Consider the following 21,930-nt stretch of genomic DNA (forward strand, 5'->3'; position numbering starts at 1 on the left):
CCAGGCCGCCCCTCAGCGGGCGGCCGCGCCGCAGCCCTCGGCGCCTGCTGAGCCAGACTTCCGCCAGCTGTTCCGCGATGCCAAGCCGCTGAAGACCGACAGCAAGCACCACCACGAGCCCCCCAAGCCCAAGCCCCGCCCGCGCAAGCCCAGCCAGGGCCCGGCGCTGCACACGGCCGCCTGCCAGGAAATCCTGCAGCACCAGATAGGCTGGTTCGAACCGATGGAGCAATTGCAGCAGTTCTCTCGCCCCGGCATGCCCGCGGCCACGCTGAAACGGCTGCGCCAGGGCAACTGGCCTGTCTGCGCGCAGCTGGACCTGCACGGTTACAGCCGCCACCAGGCGCAAGACGCGCTGGCCCTGTTCATCCACCGCGCCCGTTCCCGCGGGCAATGCGTCAAGGTCATCCACGGCAAGGGCTTCGGCTCGCCGCAAGGCGAACCTGTGCTGAAAAAGCTGGTGCGCAGCTGGCTGCAGCACCACCCGGACGTGCTGGCCTTTTGCGAGGCGGAAGCCGGCGGCGGCTCAGGTTCCCTGCTGGTGCTGCTGCGCCGTCCCGCGCCCGGCGAAATCCGCGATGAAGGATAACGTGACAACCGCAAGGCGAATCCGCTAAGCTCAAACCAAGGCGGACCCCTGCACACTACCAGGAGTTATGCATGACAGGCACACCCTGCCCCGACTTCACCCTGCCCGGCACCGCCGGCGCCGACTTTCAGCTTTCCTCCAGCCGAAAACCGCTGGTGATCTACTTTTACCCCAAAGACAACACGCCCGGCTGCACCAACGAAAGCATGGCCTTCCGCGATCTGCACGCCGAGTTCGCCGCGCTGGACGCGGAAATCGTCGGCATTTCCCGCGACAGCCTGAAGTCCCATCACAACTTCAAGGCCAAGCTGGAGCTGCCGTTCGAACTGCTGTCCGACGGCGAGGAAACCGCCTGCAATCTGTTTGGCGTCATCAAGATGAAAAACATGTACGGCAAACAGGTGCGCGGCATCGAGCGCAGCACCTTCGTCATCGGCAAGAATGGCGAGGTGGCGCGCGAATGGCGAGGCGTCAAAGTGCCCGGCCACGCTGAGGAGGTGCTGGCGTACGTCAAAACGCTGTAACGGTTGTATCCGCCCGGCCAGCCGGCCGGGCAGCGACATGAACAAGGGGACCACATCATGGCCGGCCGCAAAAAGACCAATTCGTGCAAACTGTTTGTCCTGGACACCAACGTTCTTCTGCACGACCCCACCTGTCTATACCGCTTCGAAGAACACGATGTGTTCATCCCCATCATCACGCTGGAAGAACTGGACACCCACAAGAAGGGCATGTCCGAGGTGGCGCGCAACGCCCGCCAGGCCAGTCGCTTCCTCGACGATATCATCAGCGGCAATGAGTTGAACATTGCCGAAGGCATTCCCCTGAAGAACGCCAGCCGCGACGCCGCCAGCGGCAAACTGATCCTGCAGACCCAAGCCATCAATGGCGCTCTCCCCTCCTCTCTACCCGTCGGCAAAGCCGACAACCAAATTCTCGGCATCGTGATGGCGCTTAAAAATCTCCATCAGGAGCGCGCCGTCATTCTGGTGTCCAAAGACATCAATATGCGGATCAAGGCCCGCGCGCTGGGTCTGGAGGCGGAAGACTACTTCAACGACAAGGTGCTGGAAGACACCGACCTGCTGTACACCGGCACCCGCGAGATCGATCAGGCGTTCTGGGAACGCAACGGCAAGGACATCCAGTCCTGGCAGGAGCATGGCCGCAGCTATTACCAGCTGGCAGGCCCCGACGTGGCCAGCCTCTACGTCAACCAGCTGCTATGGCAGGAGGGGGAGAAACCGTTCCAAGCCCGCGTGATCAAGCTGGAAGGCAAGAGCGCGGTGCTGGAGACGCTGAAAGATTACAGCCACAGCAAGAACAATGTCTGGGGCATCATCGCCCGCAACCGCGAACAGAATTTCGCGCTGAACATGCTGATGGACCCGAACGTGGACTTCGTCTCGCTGCTAGGCCAGGCCGGCACCGGCAAGACGCTGCTCACGCTGGCGGCGGGTTTGGCGATGACGCTGGAGCAGAAGATCTACAGCGAAATCATCATGACCCGCGTCACCGTGCCGGTGGGCGAGGACATCGGCTTCCTGCCCGGCACCGAGGAAGAGAAAATGGCGCCGTGGATGGGCGCGCTGGAAGACAACCTCGACGTGCTGAACAAGAGCGACGATGACGGCGGCGACTGGGGCCGCGCCGCGACGCGCGACCTGATCCGCAGCCGCATCAAGGTGAAAAGCCTGAACTTCATGCGCGGCCGCACTTTCCTCAACAAATACCTGATCATAGACGAGGCGCAAAACCTGACGCCCAAGCAGATGAAAACGCTGATCACCCGCGCCGGCCCCGGCACCAAGGTAGTCTGCCTGGGCAATGTCAGCCAGATCGACACCCCCTATTTGACGGAGGGCAGTTCCGGCCTGACCTATGTGGTGGACCGCTTCAAGGGCTGGGACCACTCGGCCCACATCACGCTGCAGCGCGGCGAGCGCTCGCGCCTGGCCGACTACGCCGGCGAGGTGCTGTAAACCGCGCCAAGAATAACGGCGCCATCTTGAACGATGGCGCCGTTATTCGCTTTCCCGCTCAGCACAGCTCGTCGTCTTCCGGCCCGAGCAAACGTCGGCAATACGCAATCAGGCACAGTACGCCCACACCCAGCAGCAGCAAGTCCAGCGCGAACCACTGTTTGGCGTCGCGCATTTTTTCGCTGCGCGACATCAGTTCGCCCGCCTCCCTCAGCTGCGCCATATTCTCGCCGGCGGCGGCCGAAGCCTCCTGCCGCCCCCCCTGCCGGGCCTCATCGGCGCATGCCCCCGCCTCAGGGCAGGCCTGACGCACCGCCGCCGCGGAGCTTTCCGCATACCATCGCGGCACGCCGCCCTGGCACTCTCCGGCCAGCATGCCTAAAACACATGCCGCGCCCACCACAATCCTGAACATATTCCCAATACCGACAGCCGCGCATCCTCAAAACAACAATCGCCGCCGGAATGCGTCCGAACGGCGATGCAAAACCGGCCACGCGCCGGCTTCCTTCTTTTGCGACAAGCACTTGCCGCCGCGAACATTCTTTAACAACTTCGCCTGCGGGTCAAATTGACCAAGCCCGCCAGGACAAGAGCGCGGCACTCATGCAACAAAAACGATAATGGAATATTGCTATCAGCGACGGCCCCTGCCCGTCACGGCGTCCGGACCGTAAAGGCTCCACTCGCTGATCAGCAGCATGCCGTCGGCCGTGGCCACCAGCAATTGTTCGGACTGCGAATAAATCACCGCTCCCGCGGCGAAGCCATGCGACTCCACCCAGCCTTCGGCGCGATGGATGAAGATAGTGACGTTGTTGATGGTCGCCGCGCATTCGAAATCGCCGAAAGCTCGGAGCTGTCGCAACAGCTCGGCCGTAGTCCGCTTGAAGTCCAGCACCCGGTCCTGATCCGTCCACAAAGGCCAGTAACTGCCGCCTTCGCCTTGCGGCCAGGCTTCGCCCCACAGCCGCTGGAATTGATTGGCCACCTGATGGCTAAGCCTATGCAGCGCCAGCTGCAGCTTGAAATCCAGCATTTGATGGCTGTCTGCCTCGCCCAGGGGAAAAATCTCCTGCGCCAGGATATCTCCGGTATCGAATTCCGGCCCCACTTTATGGCAGCTCACCCCCCACTCTCGGCGCCCTTCCAGCAAGGCCCGCACCTGCGGGTACGGCCCCCGCCCCAACGGCAGCGGCGAGGGATGGAAATTGACGGCGTACTTCAGATGCGGCGTCCAATCCGGAATGCGCCAATTGTAGCTGGCCACCAACAGCGCCTCGCAGCCCATGTCGGCCAGCTCTTCCAGATCGTGCGGACGCATGGGCGACAACTGCAGCGGCAGTTTGCGCTGCTCGGCGAACGCGACCGAGGCCTTATGATGGTGCATCTTGTGATCCACCGGCGTGCAAAACATCTTCAAAGGCTCCCAGCCGGCCTGCATGAATACATCCAGCACCGGCTTGAAGCGGTCGGACAGGGTGATGGCGAAGCGCATGGCATCCACTTTTAAGAAGGCAAGCGGGGACATCCCCCTCATGGCATGGTTATACCACCGGCTTTCCGCAAGCCCGACTGGATGACACGCAAATTAACAGAAGCCCGCACCCACGCTACAAATTACGCTGCGCGCGCCGCGTCCAACCAATCCGCAAACGTCGCCAGCAATCTCGCCACATCCTGCTCGGCAGTTTGCGGGCTGAGCAGCAGCATATTGTGGAACGGCGTGATCAATAGCCCGCGATTCAGCAGAAACAGATGGATGCATTGCTCCAGCTCCGCGTCCTGCCCGGCCTTGGCCTCGCTGCCGTTGCGCGGTAGTTGCGGCGTAAACTGGAATTCGCAGCGCGCGCCTAAGCGCGTCACGCACCAGGATAGGCCATGACGGACGAACAACTCGCGCAGGCCTCGCTCCAGCTCGGCTGCGCGGTCCAACATGATTTGGTAGTTACCCTCAGTCATCACCTCGGTCAGAGTGGCACGCATCGCCGCGCAGGCCAGGCGGTTGGCGCTGAGCGTCGTGCCTATGCCGGAATGCCCCGGCGGCGCGGCGCGCTTGGCCTGCTGCGCGCTCTCCGCCAGCTCGGCGCTGAAGCCATAGGCGGCCGCGGGCAGCCCGCCAGCCAGCGGCTTGCCCAGCACCAGCATGTCCGGCCGCAAGCCATGCGCGGCGGCGTAACCGCCGGGACCGCAGCTGATGGTATGGGTTTCATCCAGCAGCAACAGGCTGCCATGCCGGCGGATGAGGGCTTGCGCCTCCTCCCAGTAGCCTCGCTCGGGCAGCACCATGCCGATATTGGTCATAGCCGGCTCGGCCAGCACGCAGGCGACGCGGCCATCGGCGAGCGCCTCGTCGAGCGCGGCCAAATCGTTGAACTCCACCACCAGGGTGTGTTCAGTCAGATCGTAAATCTGGCCCAGCAGGCTGGCCCGCTGCCTGGCCTCCCCATCCTCCAGATCGACGAACACATCATCTACCGTGCCATGGTAGCAGCCATTGAACACCACGATCCGGTCCCGCCCCGTCGCCGCGCGCGCCCAGCGTATGGCGAAGCGATTGGCGTCGCTTGCCGACAGCGCGAACTGCCACACCGGCAGACCAAAGCGCCGCGCCAGCTCTTCCGCCACCCATAGCGCATCCTCGCCTGGCAGCATGGTCGTCATGCCCCTGGCCGCTTCGCGGGCGATGGCCTCAGCCACCGGCACCGGCGAGTGGCCGAACATCGCGCCGGTGTCGCCCAGGCAGAAGTCCGCATAGCGATGGCCATCGACATCGACCAGTTCGGCGCCGCGCGCCTCCGCCACAAACAAGGGGCTAGGCGTCGGCCAGTCGCTCATCCAGTGCAGCGGCACGCCGAACAGCAGCCGGGAGGCGGCTTGTTCCGACAGGGCCCTCGCCCGCGGGCGCGCGGCCAGGAAATCGCGCTTCTCCCGCTCATGCAGTTCTCGCGCCCTATTGAGATCAATGCCATGCCGCATCGCTATGAACGCCTCGCCAGGAAGTATGGAATACCCAGTATGCCAAAACGCGCCGGCAAATGACAAAAGGCCCGAAGCGCGCGTGCGCCTCGGGCCAATTCACTGCAATGAACGAGAAATCAGCGCAAGGGCAAATGCCCGGACAGCGTGTTCAGTTGTGTGAGGGCGCGGCGAAACCGCGCGTGCGCGCGGGACACGGTCGACTCGCTGATGTCCATTTGCTGGGCGGCGAAATACCCGGTCATGCCCTCCACCTCCATCAGCCACACGGCTTCGCGCGAGCGCTTTTTCATGCCGATCAGATCGGCCACCACATTGAAATCGTCTAGCTTCATGCATGCCTCCCCATCTCTTCTCGGTCCCCGGCTTCAGCCGGCAAGCAAAACATGCCCTGCTTCTCCAGCATAGATGCTAGCGGCCATCTTGCGCAAACCCGCAGGAATGGCGACAGCGCATGCGCTGGCAAAGTCCCGCCTGCGCTAGAATGAAAATGATTTTTCCTTAGGAGCGGACATGATCAGCGATGACGAAAAACTGTCATACACCTTCTCCTGCCCCAAATGCCATAGCAAGATCGCGTTGAGCAGCACAGTAGGCCGAATCGAACAGCACCTCAAAGCGCATGATCTGGTTTTTCATTGCATGCGCTGCAAACGCGATCGCAACGCCATGGATCAGGATTACGAGATGCTGGCGCAAAGGCTGCGCGAAAAAGGCCGGGATATCTGACTCTCCCGCCAATCCGGGCGGCAGTCGCGCAGCAAGCTCATGCACTCGCGGCCAATATCAGAAGGCGCCTACGGCTTGCAGTCGGCTCCGCCTAGCGCCAGAAGGGATGCGCCTCGCGCAAAGCCTGCAGGGCGCCTGCCATCCCGGCGCCATCAAACGGGCCTTGCCGCGCCAGCTCGCGACAGAGCCTCTCCGCCTCCGCTGCCAATCCTGGGCGATTTTCCGAGCAACGCCGCAACAGGACCGACGCCGCGCGGCTATCGTTGATCTCTCCCAGCATCTGCTGCGCCTGCAGCAAAGGCGCCAGGTAGCGCCGCACCTGCTTGCGCGGATAGAGGCTGCTGAAAAACTCCACGGAATAGCGCAGCTTTTTCGCGCGCTTGCGCAGCTCGTGCCTTTCATCCGCATCCAGCTCATTCCACCGTTCCGCCAAGCCGCCCACCCCTCTCCAGCTGCGGCTCAATGATCGCGCGGCGAATCCCGAGCGCCTGCCCAGCTCGCCGTCCCGCGCCTTGCTAGGCTGGTTCATCCTCTCCAGCAAGGACAGGCACCACGCGGCAAACGCGGGAGAGCACAAAGCCGCCCTGGCTTGCGCCCGAGCTGACTCGCGCAAGCGCTCCAGTTCCCGACGCAGCGATGCCGCCTTGCGATTGCCATTATCCGCCAGCCCAGTCTGCGGCAAGGTTTCCAGCAGCAATACGTCCAGATCGCGCAGCTGTCCAAGCACGCTCGCCAAGCGCCGCGCCTCCGCCATGACGGATCGCCAACCTTTTCCTCTGATCAATGGACGAAAAGCTTGACCGGCCGCCCTGAGCCGCCTCAGCGCCACCCTAGCCTGATGCACGCACTCTGGATCGTCTCCCACCAGCACACCGGACACATTGGCCGATAGATGGCGCAAACTTTCCAGCATTACGCGGCGCAAAGCGCGCCGCGGCGTCATTTCGGCGCGCAAGATCGGCAAATGCGCGCGCGACGCGCTAGGCAGCGCGCCCCTGGAAAATAGCGACGGCATAATCCCTCCCCTCGCGACCCCACCCTTCATCATGAGCGCGCACGCCCAAACATGGCAAGCGCGGCAGGGCCTGGCCGATCCGCGAGCCATATGAAATCAAAGCGGCGGAACTGGATGCCAAAATGAAAAACGGGTCCGCCGACGCACGTCGGCGGACCCTGGCGGGAAGCGTGCGAGCGCAACGTACTATCCGCGATCAGACTCCAGCAGCTTGCTCGCGAGTTCGGCGCGGCTCATCTGCGGGAAGCGCTTCTGCAGCAGCAGATCCAGTTCTTGCTCGAATAACTGCCATTGCGATAGTTCGACCACGCCGGCGTCGTCGTTGTGCGAGCGGATCATGCCGGCGGCCACCGTGCCGTTGTTCAGTCTATCGATAACGATCAGGCTGCCGCTGCCGCGGCACTCGCGGTATGGATCAAACACCGCCGGGCTGTTCAAGACGATGCGGCACAAACCTATCTCGTTCAAGCTCAGCGCGTCCGCCGCGCTGTTTTGCAGCGTATTGACATCGGTGCGGTGCAGGATGGTCTCTATGCGACCCGTCACATACTTGCCGCCAAGCTTGAAACCATACTCCTTGCCCGGACGCAGCGGCGCGTCGCTCATCGCCACCAGGTCGGCGTCGAAGCTGCGCGACACGTGCGGACGCGCCTCGTCAGCTCGCACCAGCATGTCGCCGCGAGAGATATCGATCTCGTCCTCCAGCGTCAACGTCACCGCCTGACCGACGGAGGCCCGCGGCAGATTGCCATCAAAAGTGACAATATCCTTAACTCGGCTCTGCTTGCCGGACGGCAGCGCCACCACCAGGTCTCCCGGATGCACGGCGCCGCTGGCGATGGTGCCGCAGAAGCCTCGGAAATCCAGATTGGGGCGATTCACGTATTGCACCGGCAGACGAAACGCGCCCAAACCCGCGTCGTGACTGATCTGAATGCTCTCCAGCAGATGCATAAGCGTTGCGCCCTGATACCAAGGCGCAGCCTCGCTGCGGCTCACCACATTGTCGCCGCGCAAGGCGGAAATCGGCACGAAATGGATGTCAGGGATGTCCAGGTGTTCGGCGAAAGTCAGGTATTCGTCTCGGATGCGGTTGTACACATCTTCGCTGTAGTCCACCAAGTCCATCTTGTTGACCGCGACGATGACGTGGCGGATGCCCAGCAGGCTGACGATGTAGCTGTGGCGACGAGTCTGTGTTTGCACGCCACGCCGCGCGTCTATCAGGATGATGGCAAGATTGCTGGTGGACGCGCCGGTGGCCATGTTGCGGGTGTACTGCTCATGGCCTGGGCAGTCGGCGATGATGAATTTGCGCTTGTCCGTGCTGAAATAGCGGTAGGCCACATCGATGGTGATGCCCTGCTCGCGTTCGGCCTGCAGGCCATCCACCAGCAGCGCCAGGTCAATCTCCTGGTCCGTGGTGTTGTACTTTTTCGAGTCCCTCTCTATCGCCGCCAGCTGATCCTCGAAGATCAGCTTGGAGTCGTGCAGCAGCCGGCCGATCAGCGTGGACTTGCCGTCATCCACGCTGCCACAGGTGATAAAGCGCAGCAAGTCCTTGTTCTCATGCTGCTTCAGGTATTCCAGGATATCCCCGGATATCAGTTCGGATTGGTGCGACATCAGAAATACCCTTCCATTTTCTTCTTTTCCATCGAGCCGGCGCTATCGTGGTCGATCAACCGCCCCTGCCGCTCGGAGGTCTTGGTCAGCAGCATTTCCTGGATGATCTCCGGCAGCGTAGCCGCTTCCGACTCCACCGCGCCGGTCAAGGGATAACAGCCCAGCGTGCGGAAACGCACCTTGCGCGTTTCTATGCTCGCCTTCTCCTCCGGCGTCAGATACTGCAGGATGCGCTCATCGTCTATCATGATCAGCATGCCGTCGCGCGCCACCACTGGACGCTCTGCGGCGAAATACAGCGGCACGATCTCAATGTTTTCCAGATAGATGTATTGCCAGATATCCAGCTCGGTCCAGTTGGACAGCGGGAACACCCGTATGCTCTCGCCCTTGTCTATCTTGCCGTTGTAGAGATTCCACAACTCGGGCCGCTGGTTCTTCGGGTCCCAGCGGTGGTTCTTGTCGCGGAAGGAATAGACGCGCTCCTTCGCGCGGCTCTTTTCCTCGTCGCGGCGAGCGCCGCCGAAGGCCGCGTCGAACTTGTATTGGTTCAGTGCCTGCTTCAGTCCCTCGGTCTTCATCACGTCGGTGTGCTTGGCGCTGCCGGCGGTGAATGGATTGATGCCGGCGTCCACGCCGTTCTGGTTGACGTGAACGATCAGGTCCCAGCCGTTTTCCTTGGCCTGCTTGTCCCGGAGCGCGATCATGTCGCGGAACTTCCAGGTGGTGTCCACGTGCATCAGCGGAAACGGCGGCTTGCCGGGGTAGAAAGCCTTCTTCGCCAGATGCAGCATTACCGCGGAATCTTTGCCGATGGAGTACAACATCACCGGGTTCTCGAACTCCGCCGCCACCTCGCGGATGATGTGGATGGACTCAGCCTCCAGTTGTTGCAGGTGAGTCAATCTTGCTTGATCGATATCCATGCTTGCAGCCTGTTCTATGGTTGCAGCCAATCTACCGGAAATGCTCCAGAGCGTTCAAAACCGATTGGATATATCCATATACACTTAGCAAATCATAAAAAAGCAAAATCAAGATATAAAGAGAAGGCAAAAAAACTGCATCAACACCCTCAAGTTGGCGGCGGCGGCGCCGATAGTTACAATGAAAAGCATCAGGTTCTGCGCCTGCAAAACAAAAACGATCTACCGTGATGACAGCTTGACGGCTCATTAGCCCTAAATTTTTGTCATGCCGCCTGATGGCAGTTCAGGTCGGTTTCAGGAGATGATGACATGTCAGCTTCATCGATCAGCACCAATGTCGGTCCGCTGGATGTTCAGTCCATCGTCAGCCAGTTGGTCGCGGCCGATTCTCAGCCGCTGAATCAAAGCAAGCAGATGCAGTCCACCTATCAGTCGGAACTGAGCACGCTGGGCCAAGTCAGCTCGGCGTTGTCCAGCCTGCAAACAGCCGCCACCTCGCTTTCCACTGGCTCGTTTCTGCAGCAATTCAAGGCCACTTCGTCAGACACCACGGTTGCCACCACCTCCACCTCGAGCGGCGGCATCGCCGGCACTTTTGTGCTGAATGTCAGCCAATTGGCCAAACCCCGTCAATTAGTCTTTGACCAAGATAGCACCGGTGCAGCCATCACCGACCAGAACGCCACCCTGGCCGGCGCGCCCTCGGCATTGACTTTCAAGATCGGCAGCACAAGCTCCACCGTCAGCCTGGGCTCCAACGCCTCTCTTGCATCCATTGCCAGCAGCATTAATGCGGCAGGCATAGGGGTGGCTGCCTCGGTGGTGCAATACAACAACAATTACTCTTTGGTATTGAATTCCGCCCAGTCCGGCCCCGACAACGCTTTCTCCATCACCAGCGGCGGCACGGACAGCGGCAATACATCCGGCAATACCCTGGCAGGGCTGCAGCAGAGCAGCAATGCCGCCAGCGAATCGGCCAATGCCCAGAACGCCTTGCTCAGTGTCAATGGCGTCAATGTATCGTCCAGCAGCAACACCGTAAGCAACGTCATCAACGGCGTGTCCGTCGGACTGAATAAAGTTGGACAAACCACAGTCACCATGGCGCAAGACAATAGCGGCATAGCCTCCTCGCTGCAGACCTTCATCAACGCTTACAACCAAGTCATCACCACCTCGCAGTCCGCGGTGCAAAGCCGAACATCCGTTGGCAGCGCGCCAACCAATAACGAGATCAGCAGCGACTTGGTCGGCTTGCAAGAACAGTTGGCCACCATGCTGGGCACACCGGTGCCTGGCGTGGATCCCAGCACCAGCTATGCCTATCTGGCTCAGGTAGGCATTACGCAGAAAGCGGATGGCACGCTGACCTTGGATTCGAACGCCTTCAACACCGCGCTGACCAATAATCCATCCGCAGTCTCCAATTTGTTCGGCAATGCGCAAAACACAGGGATAGGCAACGTGTTCAATACCACCGTCAATGGATTGCTAGGCACGACTGGCTTCATCGCCAGCGACAAGACCAACCTGAACGCCTTGATCAGCACGGAACAAGACCGGCAAAGCCAGATGCAAAGCGCGCTGGACACCGAGCAAACCAACTTGCTGACCCAGTACTCTCAATTGAATAGCATGCTCTCGCAAATGCAGCAGTCGTCCAACAGCCTTGCCAACCTGATCTGATACGCGGCAAATTGCCGGGCGGCCCAAGGGCCGCTTTTCTTTTGCCCATGCGCTAGGGATCCGGCGCCATGGAACTCCGCTCCCCGCCACACGTCCCATTTACATGAAAATAACTGTTGATCCCTCTCGCCGGCGTCTGTTGCAAGGACTTGCCCTAAGCATCAGCGCCGCCGCCCTGCAAGGATGTCAAACCATGCCCTCGCCGATCCCGCCCGTCCAGACCCGCCCTTCCCCCCGCCTCTATCTGACCGCCAGCTCCGGCATCGTGCCGGCCAAGCAACGTCAACTGGCCATTCCCAGGCTGGAGCGCGCGGGTTTCACGCTGGAAAACAAGGCGGCGCTGGAGCGCAGCTATTTGCGCTTCGCCGGCACCGACGACGAGCGGCAGGCCGACCTTGACCGGCTGCTGACGCAGCAGGAGCTGCCCTCCATCGTGCTGGCGGCGCGCGGCGGCTATGGCGCGATGCGCCTGCTGCCGCAACTAGACCTCGCGCGGCTGGGCGCGCGGCTGCGCGAATCCCAAACCCTGTTGATAGGCTACAGCGACTTCTGCTCCATCCAGTTGGCCCTCTTGGCCAAAAGCGGCGCGGGCAGCTTCGCCGGCCCCATGCTGAGCGATTTCGGCAACGCCCGCCCCAGCGCCTACGCGATGAGCGAATTCATCGCCGCCGTCACCACGCCGCGACGCAGCCTGCGCGTAGCAGGCCCAACGCCGCGCGGCAGCGGCGAAGGCGTTTTCTGGGGCGGCAATCTCAGCGTGCTGTCCAGCCTGGCGGGCAGTCCATATCTGCCGGACATCAAGGGCGGCCTGCTTTTCCTGGAGGATGTGGGCGAGCAGCCCTACCGGCTGGAACGCATGCTGCAGCAGTTGCGGCTGGCCGGCGTGCTGCAAAAGCAGCAAGCCATTTTCCTGGGCGACTTCGCCATGCAGAACCACGTAGACTTCTACGATCCGCGCTACGACTTCGCCGCCGTGGTCGAGGAATTGCGCCGCATCAGCGGCGTGCCGGTATACACCGGCCTCCCCTTCGGCCATATCGCCAACAAGACCACCATGCCGCTAGGCTTCCCCGCCCGCTTCCAATCCGATGGAGATGGCTTGACGCTGCAATTCCTGGACTATCCCACCGTTTCGCCGCTGGGCTTGCAGCCGCAAGCCCTGCTGGACGCCGTGCCTGCCTGAGCCTAGCCGGGCGCGTCAGCGGCGCGCCTGACGAACTCCACATCGTCCATCGCGACGCCCCGGATCGTGTCATTGCCCTTCAGCACCCGGGTCTGGATGAAACCGGCTCGGCCCAGCACGCGCATGGACGCCTTGTTGCCCACAGTGACAGTCGCCCATTGCTCATGCACGCCATGCCGTTCCAGGTGGCGCGCCAGCGCCGACACAGCCTCGCTGGCATAGCCTTGCCCCCAATAGCCGGGATCGAATAGATACCCCACATTGCCGGCCACGCCGTCGGCCCGCACATCGGCATCCAGCTTGCCCAGCCAGGCACCGTCCAGCTCGCGCCTGACCGCCCAGCCGAAGCCATACTCAGCCCGCGGCTCTGTCCGCTCCAACGCCAAGGTCCGCCAGCGTGCGGCTAGCCTGTCCGCGGAAGCTGGCGCGCGCAAGGAGATCCAATCGTAGACGCGCGGCTGGCAAAACATGGGGAACAGCGCTTCCGCATGCTCCGGTCGCAGCGGCTCCAAACGCAGCCTCTCGCTGCGAACGATGCTGTCAATGCCTTCGATATCCAATCGCTTCATTCTTTCCTCATGACTGTCGAACCCATGTTCAGCGCCGCCGTGCAGCCTTGTTGCGCGCCTTCCACTCCCCGCGCTGCTGCTGGCGCTGCAAAGGCGTCTGCTCCAGCCGCTGGGCCTCGCGTAACAGCTTGTGATAATTACGCAACCGGTCCGGATCCACGCCGGCCCTTACCGCGCAACCCGGTTCCTCCCGATGGCGGCAATCGCGGAAACGGCAATCGGAAGCCAGCGCCGCAATGTCGGCGAAACTGCCGGCCAGCGCCTGCTCGTCCAAAAGCGCCTGCAAACCGCGCACGCCCGGCGTATCGATGATGCAAGCGCCATCCGGGCATGACAGCAAGGTGCGCGAGGTGGTGGTGTGGCGGCCCCGGCTGTCATCGTCCCTCACTTGGCCCACGGCCTGAGTCGCCGCGCCCAGCAGCGCATTGCTGAGCGTGGACTTGCCGGCGCCGGAAGAGCCCAGCAGCACCAAGGTCTGCCCCGCGCCAAGCCAGGGCTGCAGCGCCTCGCGGCAGGCGGGATCGTTGCCGTTCAGCGCCAGGATGGGCGGCGCCGGCCGCAGCCTGTGTTCCAGTTCCGCCACGCGGTCTGCCGCATCGGCGCACAGGTCCGCCTTGCTCAGCACCACCACCGGCGCCGCGCCAGCCGCGGCGGCGGCCAGGCCAAGATAGCGCTCCAGCCGGCGCGGGTTGTAATCGCCGTCCAGCCCCATCACCAGCAAGGCGGTGTCGACATTGGACGCGTAAACCTGCCGTGCGCCTTCGTCGTTGAATCGCGCCAACTGATTGAACGGCTCCAGCCGCTCCGTCAGCCGCCACGGACCGCCCGATTGAGGCTGGCACAATGCCCAGTCGCCCACAGCTAGTTCGCGATGAACCTGCGGCAAGGCCTGCGCCTGCCACTCTGTCTCGCCGTCATGCGCCCAAACGCAGTCGCGCTGCACGCGGCAGACGCGCGCCAGTTGTCTATCTTGATCGCCGGCCAAGACCAGCGCTTGTTGCAGCAAAGCCGGCGTCAGGCCGATGGCGGCCAGACGCGGGAAATCGAAATTCAGCATCAGAACTCCTGCGAACGCTCGCAAGCCGACACCGCCTGGCAGCGCCAGGCTTGATTGAGCTTCAGGAAAGGAATGAGGAAACCAGCCTGCCAGGCAGGCGGATGTCACCGCGCGGATGCGGTGGAAGGGAACAAGCGGGGAACGGCCGCCGGGAGGCGGCTAGAAATCAGCCGGTGAAACGGCTCAAACGATGCCGCATCCGAAAACCGCTACGCCAATTTGCCCTTGCGCGTGAATGTCGAATCTATCCATCTTATTCTCTCCTTGCGGCGGTTGATCGGGGCGGTCATTATGCCACAAACAAATCATTTGGCATGCCACTTTCGCAATCACGCCACTGCACGCAAAACAAAACCCGCCTGTCGCGAGAGCAGGCGGGTTGCGGGCTGCTGAAACTCAGCCGGCGGTCAGACCGCGGAAGGCTCCTTCAACAACAAGGCGAGCAGATCGGCGATCTTGCGCTTCAGCTCGCGCCTATCCACCACCATGTCCACCGCGCCTTTTTCCAATAGGAATTCGGCGCGCTGGAATCCTTCCGGCAGCGTTTCGCGCACGGTCTGCTCGATCACGCGGGCGCCGGCGAAGCCGATGCGCGCCTTGGGCTCCGCCATCACCACGTCGCCGAGGAAGGCGAACGAGGCCGACACGCCGCCCATGGTCGGGTCGGTCAGCACCGAGATGAAGGGCAGCTTGTGCTCGGACAAAAGCTGCAGGGCCGCGCTGGTCTTAGCCATCTGCATCAGCGAGTTCAGGCCTTCCTGCATGCGCGCGCCGCCGGATGCGGACACGCAAATGAACGGCGCCTTGGCCTCCACCGCCGCGCGCACGCCGCGCACGAAACGCTCGCCCACCACCGAGCCCATGGAGCCGCCGATGAACTTGAATTCAAACGCGGCCACCACGGCCGGCAGCGAGTGTATGCTGCCTTGCATCACCACCAGCGCGTCCTCCTCGCCGGTTTCGCTCTTGGCCGCGTTCAGACGGTCCGGGTATTTCTTGCTGTCCTTGAACTTCAGGATGTCCACCGGGCGGACTTCCTCGCCCACTTCTCGGCGGCCCTCTTCATCCAGCAACAGGTTCAGGCGCTGGCGCGCCGTCAGCGGATGATGGTGGCCGCACTTGGGGCAGACCTGCAGATTGCTCTCCAGGTCGGTGTAATACAGTACTGCTTCGCACTCCGGGCACTTGCTCCAAAGCCCCTCGGGCACCGCGGAAGGCTTGTCGGCGCGATTTTCGCGCTTGATCTTCGGCGGGAGGAGCTTATTCAACCAGCTCATGCTGACTCCTTGAATCTAAGCGCCGGGACAGTTCCCGGCACATGAACGGGGGCTTGGCGCCCCCGTCGGTGTTCTAGCGGATGGCGGCCTTCAATTCGGCCACCAGACGTGTTAACTGCTCTCTGGCAGTTTCGGGTGTCGCCGCCTCGATTTCCTGCACCAGCCTGCTGCCTACCACCACGGCATCGGCGGTGGCCGAAATGGCCTTCGCGGTTTCGGCGTCGCGAATCCCGAAGCCCACGCCTATCGGCAGCGGCAGTTGTTGTCTAAGGGCAGCAATTTTACGCGCTACGTCGTCAATGTCCAGATGTCCGGCGCCGGTCACCCCCTTCAAGGACACATAATAGACATAGCCGCGCGCCAATTTGGCGATTTCCGCCACGCGCGACGGCGGCGTGGTGGGCGCGATCAGGAATACCGTGTCCAGTCCCTCGGCGTCCAGCGCGGCCTGCAGCTCGGCCGACTCTTCCGGCGGGCAATCCACCGTCAGCGCGCCGTCCACGCCAGCAGCCTTGGCCCGCGTGGCAAATTCGGTATAGCCCATGGCGCACAAGGGATTCAGATAACCCATCAGCACCACAGGCGTGACGTCGTCGTTCCGGCGAAACTCGGCCACCATTTCCAGCACGTGGCGCAAGCCCACCTTGTGGATCAGCGCGCGCTCGGAGGCGCGCTGGATCACCGGGCCATCCGCCATGGGGTCGGAAAACGGCACGCCCAGCTCGATGATGTCGGCGCCGCCATCCACCAGGCCGTGCATCAGCGACACGGTCATGCCGGGATTGGGGTCTCCAGCCGTGATGAACGGGATCAGGGCCTTTTTGCCGGCCAGCTCGGCAAAGCGTTTTTCTATGCGTGACATGCGGCTTCCCCTTACAGTGTGATACCGGAGAGACCGGCCACGGTATTGATGTCCTTGTCGCCGCGGCCGGACAGATTGACCAGGATCACCTGGTCCTTGCCCATGGTCGGCGCGACCTTGGCCGCCCAGGCCAGCGCGTGGCTGGATTCCAAGGCCGGGATGATGCCTTCCAGGTGGCAGCAGTCATGGAAGGCGCGCAGCGCCTCGTCATCGTTGATCGCCACGTACTCGGCGCGGCCGATGTCCTTCAGATGGCAATGCTCGGGACCGACGCCCGGGTAATCCAGGCCGGCGGAAACCGAATGGGTCTCGATGATCTGGCCGTCATCATCCTGCATCAGGTAGCTCTTGGAACCGTGCAACACGCCCACCTTGGCGCCTGCAGTGATCGGCGCGGCATGCTTGCCGCTTTCAATGCCGTGGCCGCCCGCCTCCACGCCCACCATGCGCACGCCCGGCACGTCGATATAGGGATGGAACATGCCTATGGCGTTGGAGCCGCCGCCGACGCACGCCACCACCACATCCGGCTGCCGGCCAATCACCTCTGGCATCTGCACCTTGGCTTCTTCGCCGATCACCGACACGAAGTCGCGCACCAGCATCGGGTAAGGATGCGGGCCGGCCGCCGTGCCCAGGATGTAGAAGGTGGAGTCGACATTGGTCACCCAGTCGCGCATCGCCTCGTTCAGCGCGTCCTTCAGCGTCTTGGAGCCGGACTCCACCGGCACCACGGTGGCGCCCAGCAGCTTCATGCGGAACACGTTGGGCGACTGGCGCTTGACGTCCTCCGCCCCCATGTAAACCACGCACTCCATGCCGTAGCGCGCGGCCACGGTGGCGGTTGCCACGCCGTGCTGGCCGGCGCCGGTTTCGGCGATCACGCGTTTCTTGCCCATGCGGCGGGCCAGCAGGGCCTGGCCTATGGCGTTGTTGATCTTGTGCGCGCCCGTGTGGTTCAGATCTTCGCGCTTCAGCCAGATCTGCGCGCCGCCCAGTTGCTCGGACCAACGCTTGGCGTGGTAAACCGGGCTGGGGCGGCCCACGTAATGCTTGAGCTCATGATGAAACTCTTGCCAGAAAGACGGATCGGCCTTCACGCGAGCGTATTCTGCTTTCAACTGGTCCAGCGCCACCATCAAGGTTTCAGCGACGTACACGCCGCCGTAAGGGCCAAAATGGCCCTGCGCATCGGGAAAATCATACCGATCCATGTCTTGCTCCTGATATGAAGGCCGCCATTCTGGCGGCGTCTTTGATTCCTTTGGCCATCTCCACTCCGCTGGAGACGTCCACCGCCGCCGGCCTAACCCGGCGCACGGCTTCCACTATGTTCTGTTCGTCCAGGCCGCCGGACAAAATCAACGGCAAGGGCAGATTCTCGGGCAATAGCGTCCAGTCAAACGTCGCGCCGGTGCCGCCGTGCGCCCCTTCGACAAAAGCATCGGTCAACAGGCCACGCGCATCCGGATAAGCCGCGGCCAATTGCCGCAGATCGACGCCGGGCTTCACCCGCACCGCCTTCAGATACGGCCGGCCAAACGCGCGGCAGAATTCCGCGCACTCCTCGCCGTGAAACTGCAGCGCGTCGATGGCGCAGCCCGCCAGCACCTGCTCCACCCACTCGCGCGCCGGATTGACGAACAGGGCCACCACGGTGACGAAGGGCGGCAAGGCCGCGATCACCGCGCGCGCCTGCGCGATGGACACATTGCGCGGGCTCTTGTCGTAAAAAACCAGGCCGATGGCGTCCGCGCCCAGCTTGGCAGCCTCCGCGCCGTCCTCCGGCCGCGTGATGCCGCAAATCTTGATCCTGACCATTCGCACTCTCCGCTCAGCGCAGCCGCAAACGGCCCGCATCACAAAGCGAGGGCAGGCCGAACGACTCCGGATAGCCGACGCCGGTCAGATACAGCCCGTCCGGCATGAAGGTGGGCGGCGCGCTGGTGCGGTCTTTCGCGTCCAGCAGCGTCCGCATGCCGGCAGCGCCCAACGCGCCCTTGCCGACATACAGCAGCGCGCCAACCAGATTGCGCACCATATGGTGCAAAAAGGCATCCGCGGTCAGATCGAAGCGGATCAAACCGCCATCCTCCACGATGTCCAGCCGCTGCAAATCCTTGACCGGCGATTTGGCCTGGCATTCGGACGCGCGGAAACTGGAAAAATCATGGCGGCCCAGCAGGCACGCCGCCGCCTCGCGCATCGCCTCGACGTTCAAATCCTGATGATACCAACCCACCTTGCCCGCCAGCAGACAGGAACGCACCGGGTGGGTCAGCAGAAAATAGCTGTAGCTGCGGGAAAAAGCGGAAAAGCGCGCATGAAAATCGGTCTCGACTTCGCGCGCCCACACCACGGCGATCTCAGGCGGCAGCAGCGCGTTCACGCCGCGCACCCAGGCGTTCAACGGGCGGCTGGCCTCGGTGTCGAAATGCGCCACTTGCATCGCGGCATGCACGCCGGCGTCGGTGCGGCCGGCCGCATGGGTGGCCACGCTGCGATTGCCGGCTATCTGTCCCAGCGCCCGATTCAAAATATCCTGTACGGTATTGCCGTGCGGCTGACTCTGCCAGCCGGCGAACGCCCGACCGTCATACTCGATGCCGAGCGCGATTCTCATACCCACTCATCCATTCATCCGGCGGCCACGCGCTCACGCGACCGCAAAACCCCCACTTTATCCTATCCAGCCCGGTTTGCGCCACGCCCAAGGCCGCAGAAAAACGAATGGCACCGCCCTGCGGGCCGGTGCCATCTTCATGCGGATGCGCCGCAAACGCCTATCTGCCGTGCTGCGCCTCGCGTATCAGCGTTTCCGCCGTTTCCTTGTCGCCCATTTCCATATACAGCTTGGCCAGCTCCATTTTCTCCTGATCGACCTCCTCAGGCGCGGCTGGGGCGGCATAAGCCGCGCCCGCCTCCTCCACCGCCTCGTCCGGCGCACGGGCGGCCACGATGGGTTCCATCACCCCCACGCCGGGGCGCGAGGAGGCAGCGGGAGCCGGCGCCGCGTCGAACAAGGGATGGCCGGGAACCGTCGCCCGCCCCAGCTCGCTCACGCGCTGCCACATCGTACTGTCCTTGTTGAACATGCCCTTGGCCGCCATCGCCTCCTGCAGGAATTCATCCTTGTCCGGCTTGGCCGCCAGCACTTCCAGCAATTTGAAGCGCAAATCCTGCCGCATCGGCTCCTTGTCCAGGCCATCGCGCAGGATGACCACCGCCTGGTCGCCGCGGCCGTAAGCCAGATAGACCTCGGCCTCCGCCATCACATCCACCGTGCCCAGATCTATGCCGCCATCCTCCTTCTTCAGCGAGCTCATCAGACTGGCCAGCGGACCCAGCGCCGGCTTGGTCGGCACGCCGCCCTCGTCCGCGGCCAGCGCCTCCTGCTCCTTGCGCAGCCGCTTGCGCCTCATCAGCAACAAAGCGATCAAACCTATCGCAGCCGTCGTCCCGCCCAGCGCCATCGCCACATCGTGGTCGGTCAGCACGGCCATCGCGTCATCCATGACGCTTTCGGCCGCGGGCTTCGGCGTCGGCATCGCCGCCGGTTGCGCGGGCGCTGGCTTGGGTTTGGGCGTGACTGGCGCCGCTTGCGGCATATGCTGATTGGCGGCGGCTATCGCATTCGACATCGAAGCCAAGGCCTTGGACTCGTGCGGAGGCTTGGCCAGCGCCGGAGCCGGCTCCGCGCGCGCGCCGGACTGAGCCGCCGATGCGGCCTGCGGCGCGGGCGCCGCGGCAGGCTGGACTTTCGCGGCGACCGGCGCCGACGATTGCGCCTGCGGCTTGGCCTGGACCTTGCCCTGCTGGATGACGCGGATCTGCTCTTCCAACGCGCGGGTGCGCTGTTCGGTTTCCTTCAGCGCCTTGTCCTGCTGTTGCAGCGTATCCCGCATCTTGCGCTCAGCCGCCAGGGCCGCAGGCGACGAGGCCGGATGCGGCGGCTGCGCGGCGACCGCTGGTTTGGCCGCGCTGCTTGCCGCGGGCTTGGCCGGCGCGGGCTGCTTGCCTGCCAGATCCGCCTGCCGCCCATCGGCCAGCAGCTTGGCCATGCCGCCCTTGTCCGATGCCGGCGCGGAGGCCGAGGGCTTGGCCGCGTCCTGCCGCGGCGCCGGCTCCCGCATTTTCCAATTCGCCGGATAATGCAAATCGACGCCAGCCAACAGCTTGTTGGCGTTCCCGCCGATGAATGCGCCTGGATTGTCATGCAACAGGCGAGCCGCGACATCCTCGCCCCGTTCATGGCCGCGCATGCGCGCGGCGATGCCTGACAACGTATCGCCCTGCGCCACCTTGTAGGATTTGCCCACTTCATCCGCGCGCGCCGCAGGGGCGGGCTGCGATACCGGCGCCGCAGCGACAGAGGGCGCAACGGCGCCCTCCAGCGTCAACACATAGCTTTTTTGCGCCTTGACGTTGCCGGCTGCCACTTCCACGCGAAACGCCAACCGCGGCGTGGTGATAGGCAAGGAGGACGCCAGCAAGAGCATGCGGCGGCCATCGATGGAGCGGTCCAACTGATGGGAAATGGACGCCACCTGGCGCAATTGTTCCTTGACCTGTCCGCTCTGCGCGGTGTCGGCAAGGATGGAAACCTGCAATTGTTCGGCCTTGTCGAAAGCGCCGCCCAGCAAGGGAAGCTCCGCCATCAGCGGCTCGCCCAGGCGCGAGCTGACGCGCAAATCGCCCAGACCGGATCCATCCAGCCGCGAGCCTTGATCCGGCGTGGCCGCGTGGCGCTTGCCATCGTCGCCTTCCGGTTGCGGGGCTTTGCGGCGCGGGCCATCCCGCTTGTAATCGACCTCGAACTCGCGCACCAGCCGGCCGTCCGGCCATCCGATTTCAACCGCGAAACGCAGCAAGGGCTCGCTGAATGCGGCCGGCCCGCTGACCTGCACCTTCTGCAGACGGCCGCCGGCATCCCTAACCAAAGTGAACTTCAATGCGGAAGCCGATCCGCTATAAGGCGACAACAGGGGATAGTTATTGCGGTCGGCCAGATCCGCCTGGGCAAAATTCCGGATATCCTCGTTGACCACCGGAATCTCTGCGGAGAACGCCTCCCCATCCGCCGACAACACGCGAATGGCGCCGAGGCCAGCCCATGCCGCGGCGCCAGTTCCCATTCCTGCCAGCAGCAGAGCCAAACTTGCCATGCGTAAGTTTGCAGCCATCTTGGACGTCCCAGCCTTTATCTTTCAATTTCCCGATCGAGCGCGCGCCACCCGCCCCCTGCGCCGCGATGGACTTTACGCCCGCCGCGGCGAATATCGCCTGCAATTAAACCTTATAGCCGTTTCGATTGGCAATCCCGACGGCACATTGAATTACTCAAGCATCAATAATAAAAATAGGCATAAAAAACGACATCGCAAAACCGGCGGGCCGAAATGAAACACCAGGACTCGCCGATGCCCCACGAGTCCATTCCG

23 protein-coding genes are annotated in these 21,930 nt (G+C 63.0%); 8 read left to right on the forward strand and 15 right to left on the reverse strand.

Going from position 1 to position 21,930, the window contains the following annotated elements; translation table 11 throughout:
- The 3 genes from C2I19_RS08520 to C2I19_RS08530 all read left to right on the forward strand — a co-directional run.
- On the forward strand, window positions 1–589 hold a 589-nt coding region (locus C2I19_RS08520; RefSeq protein WP_199181116.1), incomplete at its 5' end, for a Smr/MutS family protein.
- A 71-nt stretch (window positions 590–660) separates the two neighbouring features.
- Window positions 661–1,113 (forward strand): peroxiredoxin, encoded by a 453-nt coding sequence (locus C2I19_RS08525; protein WP_103902282.1) that lies wholly within the window; start codon window positions 661–663, stop codon window positions 1,111–1,113.
- Window positions 1,114–1,170: 57 nt separating this feature from the next.
- Window positions 1,171–2,574, forward strand: coding sequence for a PhoH family protein (locus C2I19_RS08530; protein WP_103902315.1), 1,404 nt, complete (start codon window positions 1,171–1,173; stop codon window positions 2,572–2,574).
- Between the two features lie 58 nt (window positions 2,575–2,632).
- Here C2I19_RS08530 and C2I19_RS08535 read toward each other — a convergent pair whose 3' ends face one another.
- The 4 genes from C2I19_RS08535 to C2I19_RS08550 all read right to left on the reverse strand — a co-directional run bounded on the left by C2I19_RS08535 (window position 2,633) and on the right by C2I19_RS08550 (window position 5,888).
- Window positions 2,633–2,989: a hypothetical protein gene (locus C2I19_RS08535; RefSeq protein ID WP_146056761.1), complete on the reverse strand. Its 357-nt coding sequence runs from the start codon at window positions 2,987–2,989 to the stop codon at window positions 2,633–2,635.
- Between the two features lie 222 nt (window positions 2,990–3,211).
- A complete protein-coding gene (locus C2I19_RS08540) occupies window positions 3,212–4,105 on the reverse strand; it encodes a methionyl-tRNA formyltransferase (protein ID WP_158253663.1) in 894 nt (297 codons plus the stop codon).
- Window positions 4,106–4,194: 89 nt separating this feature from the next.
- The gene (locus C2I19_RS08545; RefSeq protein WP_103902285.1) at window positions 4,195–5,553 is read right to left on the reverse strand and encodes an aspartate aminotransferase family protein; all 1,359 of its coding nucleotides are present in this window, start codon (window positions 5,551–5,553) and stop codon (window positions 4,195–4,197) included.
- A gap of 119 nt (window positions 5,554–5,672) precedes the next feature.
- Window positions 5,673–5,888 (reverse strand): sigma factor-like helix-turn-helix DNA-binding protein, encoded by a 216-nt coding sequence (locus tag C2I19_RS08550; RefSeq protein WP_103902286.1) that lies wholly within the window; start codon window positions 5,886–5,888, stop codon window positions 5,673–5,675.
- Window positions 5,889–6,066: 178 nt separating this feature from the next.
- Here C2I19_RS08550 and C2I19_RS08555 point away from each other — a divergent pair, with 178 nt between their 5' ends.
- Complete coding sequence (locus C2I19_RS08555) at window positions 6,067–6,282, forward strand: hypothetical protein (RefSeq protein WP_103902287.1); 216 nt, start codon at window positions 6,067–6,069, stop codon at window positions 6,280–6,282.
- Window positions 6,283–6,373: 91 nt separating this feature from the next.
- Here the strand turns inward: C2I19_RS08555 and C2I19_RS08560 are convergent, their stop codons facing one another.
- The 3 genes from C2I19_RS08560 to cysD form a co-directional block, all read right to left on the reverse strand.
- Window positions 6,374–7,195 carry a CHAD domain-containing protein gene (locus tag C2I19_RS08560; RefSeq protein WP_158253664.1) on the reverse strand — a complete coding sequence of 274 codons (822 nt, stop codon included), beginning with the start codon at window positions 7,193–7,195 and terminating at the stop codon, window positions 6,374–6,376.
- Between the two features lie 288 nt (window positions 7,196–7,483).
- Window positions 7,484–8,923, reverse strand: a complete 1,440-nt coding sequence (gene cysN, locus C2I19_RS08565) for a sulfate adenylyltransferase subunit CysN (protein WP_103902289.1) — start codon at window positions 8,921–8,923, stop codon at window positions 7,484–7,486.
- On the reverse strand, window positions 8,923–9,849 hold the full coding sequence (cysD, locus tag C2I19_RS08570) for a sulfate adenylyltransferase subunit CysD (protein ID WP_103902290.1): 927 nt from the start codon (window positions 9,847–9,849) through the stop codon (window positions 8,923–8,925). The genes cysN and cysD overlap by 1 nt, the downstream gene beginning before the upstream one ends.
- Here cysD and C2I19_RS21700 point away from each other — a divergent pair.
- The 3 genes from C2I19_RS21700 to C2I19_RS08580 all read left to right on the forward strand — a co-directional run bounded on the left by C2I19_RS21700 (window position 9,835) and on the right by C2I19_RS08580 (window position 12,724).
- Entirely contained in the window at window positions 9,835–10,080 is a 246-nt protein-coding gene (locus C2I19_RS21700) for a hypothetical protein (protein ID WP_146056762.1), read from the forward strand. The two genes, cysD and C2I19_RS21700, sit on opposite strands and share 15 nt — an antisense overlap.
- Window positions 10,081–10,161: 81 nt before the next feature.
- Window positions 10,162–11,541, forward strand: coding sequence for a flagellar filament capping protein FliD (gene fliD, locus C2I19_RS08575; RefSeq protein ID WP_103902291.1), 1,380 nt, complete (start codon window positions 10,162–10,164; stop codon window positions 11,539–11,541).
- A gap of 193 nt (window positions 11,542–11,734) precedes the next feature.
- Window positions 11,735–12,724, forward strand: a complete 990-nt coding sequence (locus C2I19_RS08580) for an LD-carboxypeptidase (protein ID WP_233201148.1) — start codon at window positions 11,735–11,737, stop codon at window positions 12,722–12,724.
- 2 nt (window positions 12,725–12,726) lie between these two features.
- Here C2I19_RS08580 and C2I19_RS08585 read toward each other — a convergent pair whose 3' ends face one another.
- The 8 genes from C2I19_RS08585 to C2I19_RS08620 form a co-directional block, all read right to left on the reverse strand.
- Window positions 12,727–13,293 carry a GNAT family N-acetyltransferase gene (locus C2I19_RS08585; RefSeq protein WP_103902293.1) on the reverse strand — a complete coding sequence of 189 codons (567 nt, stop codon included), beginning with the start codon at window positions 13,291–13,293 and terminating at the stop codon, window positions 12,727–12,729.
- A gap of 28 nt (window positions 13,294–13,321) precedes the next feature.
- Window positions 13,322–14,350: a ribosome small subunit-dependent GTPase A gene (gene rsgA, locus C2I19_RS08590; RefSeq protein ID WP_103902294.1), complete on the reverse strand. Its 1,029-nt coding sequence runs from the start codon at window positions 14,348–14,350 to the stop codon at window positions 13,322–13,324.
- A gap of 407 nt (window positions 14,351–14,757) precedes the next feature.
- On the reverse strand, window positions 14,758–15,627 hold the full coding sequence (gene accD / locus C2I19_RS08595) for an acetyl-CoA carboxylase, carboxyltransferase subunit beta (RefSeq protein ID WP_103902295.1): 870 nt from the start codon (window positions 15,625–15,627) through the stop codon (window positions 14,758–14,760).
- 73 nt (window positions 15,628–15,700) lie between these two features.
- Window positions 15,701–16,489 (reverse strand): tryptophan synthase subunit alpha, encoded by a 789-nt coding sequence (gene trpA / locus C2I19_RS08600; protein WP_103902296.1) that lies wholly within the window; start codon window positions 16,487–16,489, stop codon window positions 15,701–15,703.
- 11 nt (window positions 16,490–16,500) lie between these two features.
- Entirely contained in the window at window positions 16,501–17,703 is a 1,203-nt protein-coding gene (gene trpB, locus C2I19_RS08605) for a tryptophan synthase subunit beta (protein ID WP_103902297.1), read from the reverse strand.
- Window positions 17,690–18,310: a phosphoribosylanthranilate isomerase gene (locus tag C2I19_RS08610; protein ID WP_103902298.1), complete on the reverse strand. Its 621-nt coding sequence runs from the start codon at window positions 18,308–18,310 to the stop codon at window positions 17,690–17,692. The genes trpB and C2I19_RS08610 overlap by 14 nt, the downstream gene beginning before the upstream one ends.
- A gap of 13 nt (window positions 18,311–18,323) precedes the next feature.
- A complete protein-coding gene (gene truA / locus C2I19_RS08615) occupies window positions 18,324–19,112 on the reverse strand; it encodes a tRNA pseudouridine(38-40) synthase TruA (protein WP_103902299.1) in 789 nt (262 codons plus the stop codon).
- Between the two features lie 160 nt (window positions 19,113–19,272).
- A complete protein-coding gene (locus tag C2I19_RS08620) occupies window positions 19,273–21,654 on the reverse strand; it encodes a type IV pilus assembly protein FimV (RefSeq protein ID WP_103902300.1) in 2,382 nt (793 codons plus the stop codon).
- On the opposite strand from C2I19_RS08620, the gene C2I19_RS21705 reads away from it, so the two are divergent.
- Window positions 21,653–21,892, forward strand: coding sequence for a hypothetical protein (locus C2I19_RS21705; protein WP_146056763.1), 240 nt, complete (start codon window positions 21,653–21,655; stop codon window positions 21,890–21,892). The genes C2I19_RS08620 and C2I19_RS21705 overlap by 2 nt on opposite strands.
- Window positions 21,893–21,930 lie beyond the last annotated feature (38 nt).

The sequence above is a fragment of the Chromobacterium alticapitis genome (genome assembly GCF_002924365.1).
Taxonomy (GTDB): Bacteria; Pseudomonadota; Gammaproteobacteria; order Burkholderiales; family Chromobacteriaceae; genus Chromobacterium; species Chromobacterium alticapitis.